This is a genomic window from Virgibacillus chiguensis (assembly GCF_900129865.1).
Lineage (GTDB): Bacteria > Bacillota > Bacilli > Bacillales > Amphibacillaceae > Virgibacillus > Virgibacillus chiguensis.
On the sequence record NZ_FQXD01000038.1, the window covers coordinates 1 to 1,916 of the forward strand.

Consider the following 1,916-nt stretch of genomic DNA (forward strand, 5'->3'; position numbering starts at 1 on the left):
ACCATGTCAAACGGCCAAGAATTACGGTAATAGTCAGTTAGCCATACTACGTTATCCCTGTTAATCACGTATATATCAGCTGGTGTGTTTAAAGCCCTAATACGCTTCGTTTGGCTGCCAAGCACGATAGAAAAACGCAATAGTTGAAGGTGATTCCACTTTTTAGCCTCATTCGTCCAAGTACCTTGGGCTACCTTCTTCGGTGCAATCACTAAAACCTTATTCACTGCGAAACGGTTGTATTTTAAATCGTTAATAGCAGTTAGTGTAATTACAGTTTTGCCTAAGCCTAACCCATGTCCAACCAAAGCGCTAGGTTTGGATTGGTTAAAATCCGGTTAATGTTATATCTTTGATAAGCGTGTGGTGTGAACTTCATGCGGGCATCACCTCGATTCTCCATTCTTTGTAGTAGAATTTATTTTTGTACTTTTTTCTTAACGGATCAAAGGCCCATTTTTTCCCTGCTAAAGCCATTGCCGCATTCTTAATGCTCGTATACTCTCTTACTTCTCCCGTTAAAATGGAAATAGCTTTTACTGTCTTATCCTGCTGTAATCCTAATCTTCTCGATTCCGCAATATTGTATTTTGCATCGCACCATTCTAGATTTTCCACTGAATTATCAGCTTTATCTGGGTTTATATGATTAACGTCAGGTTTATTTTCTGGATTGGGTATGAATGTCTGGGCTACAATTCGATGTACGTATCTTTTATGGACTTTACTGTTTTCGTCGTAAAGATTAACTCGCAAGTATCCTCCCGTGTTAATGTAAGGTTTTAGCTTCTTTTTACGCCTAGAAGAGTTTTGCACCGTAGAATAAACATTTCCTTCGGTATCCACTTCATACAAACCCTCAAATCCTTTAATCTTTTTTCTAAACTTAACCATTTGCACCTCTCGCTTCTTGTATGAAATCTTCCACCGCATCTTTTGAATCGATCACTAATACTTCACAACCGAAACTTGATATATCCCTTATTTGCTTTAATTGCAAAGGTCTTGGCTTCTTCCCTGGTGCTTTTAACTCAACAAAGTAAATATTGTTACCCGGGAAAATAACTAATCGATCAGGCACACCATCATTCCCGGGTGACTCGAACTTATACGCTTTTCCACCTGATTTTTTAACTCTTTTTCTTAGGTATTCTTCTATATCTTTTTCTCGCATTTTTTCAAACCTCCGGAAATCAAATTGTTAACCTTAACTCCGCATGCACGTATATAGTACATAAACAGGGCGATTAGGCGTATATAGTAACTGCCTAATACCTCTATATATCTATTTATTTACTTTTATATATTTAAAGTAGACAAAGTAGACAAAATAATATAAATATAGATATACCAAGGATTTAAACGTCTACTTTACCCGTCTACTTTCTATAAAAACAAAGTAGACAAGGTAGACATTTCCATTTTTTTCAAAGTAGACAAAACGAAATCAAAGTAGACGTTTTTCATTGTGAAAGTAGACATTTTCAAACTCGGATAAACCCACCTTTAACTTTCCCGTATGGTCCGTATCTGTAGGGGTTTTTTTGCTTCTCCCAACCTTCCAAGTTACTTAAAATATCATTAATGCGCATGGTTTCGGAACGTTTCAAGCGATTTACCTTTTCGTTGAAGCATTCCACCCATATTTCAGCAGCACACACACGGTCACGTTCGACTGTTTCTGTGTCAATGCTTCCGAATTCACCCGACCAATAAAGCTTCCTTGTAGCTATGTCCTTTTTATTCCAGTCTACTGGTACTTTACGTTCTACAAATTCTTTAATAATACTTTCCCAAGGATCTTGTTCTGCATGGCCTTCCTGTTGTCGTTTCGCCTCTTCTAAAAGTTCTCCTGTTAGAATCAGGGACTCGCCCAGCCGCCAATTCATAACAGCTTCTGCCCACAATTGATCAAC

The 1,916-nt window shown here is 37.8% G+C and carries 3 protein-coding genes and 1 pseudogene; all 4 read right to left on the reverse strand.

What is annotated here, in order from left to right; all coding sequences use genetic code 11:
- On the reverse strand, positions 1-308 hold a 308-nt coding region (locus tag BUB45_RS19230), incomplete at its 3' end, for an SNF2-related protein (protein ID WP_244527781.1).
- A gap of 67 nt (positions 309-375) precedes the next feature.
- On the reverse strand, positions 376-894 hold the full coding sequence (locus BUB45_RS19235) for an NUMOD4 domain-containing protein (RefSeq protein WP_073013501.1): 519 nt from the start codon (positions 892-894) through the stop codon (positions 376-378).
- Positions 887-1,174 (reverse strand): PDDEXK family nuclease, encoded by a 288-nt coding sequence (locus tag BUB45_RS19240; RefSeq protein WP_073013503.1) that lies wholly within the window; start codon positions 1,172-1,174, stop codon positions 887-889. The genes BUB45_RS19235 and BUB45_RS19240 overlap by 8 nt, the downstream gene beginning before the upstream one ends.
- 310 nt (positions 1,175-1,484) lie before the next feature.
- Positions 1,485-1,916: pseudogene (locus BUB45_RS19245) on the reverse strand (virulence-associated E family protein); the annotation flags it as partial.

What these genes read in the sequence shown, in the direction of transcription:
- BUB45_RS19235 (WP_073013501.1), bottom strand. Translation starts at nt 894, where the DNA reads ATGGTTAAGTTTAGAAAAAAGATTAAAGGATTTGAGGGTTTGTATGAA.
- BUB45_RS19240 (WP_073013503.1), bottom strand. Translation starts at nt 1,174, where the DNA reads ATGCGAGAAAAAGATATAGAAGAATACCTAAGAAAAAGAGTTAAAAAA.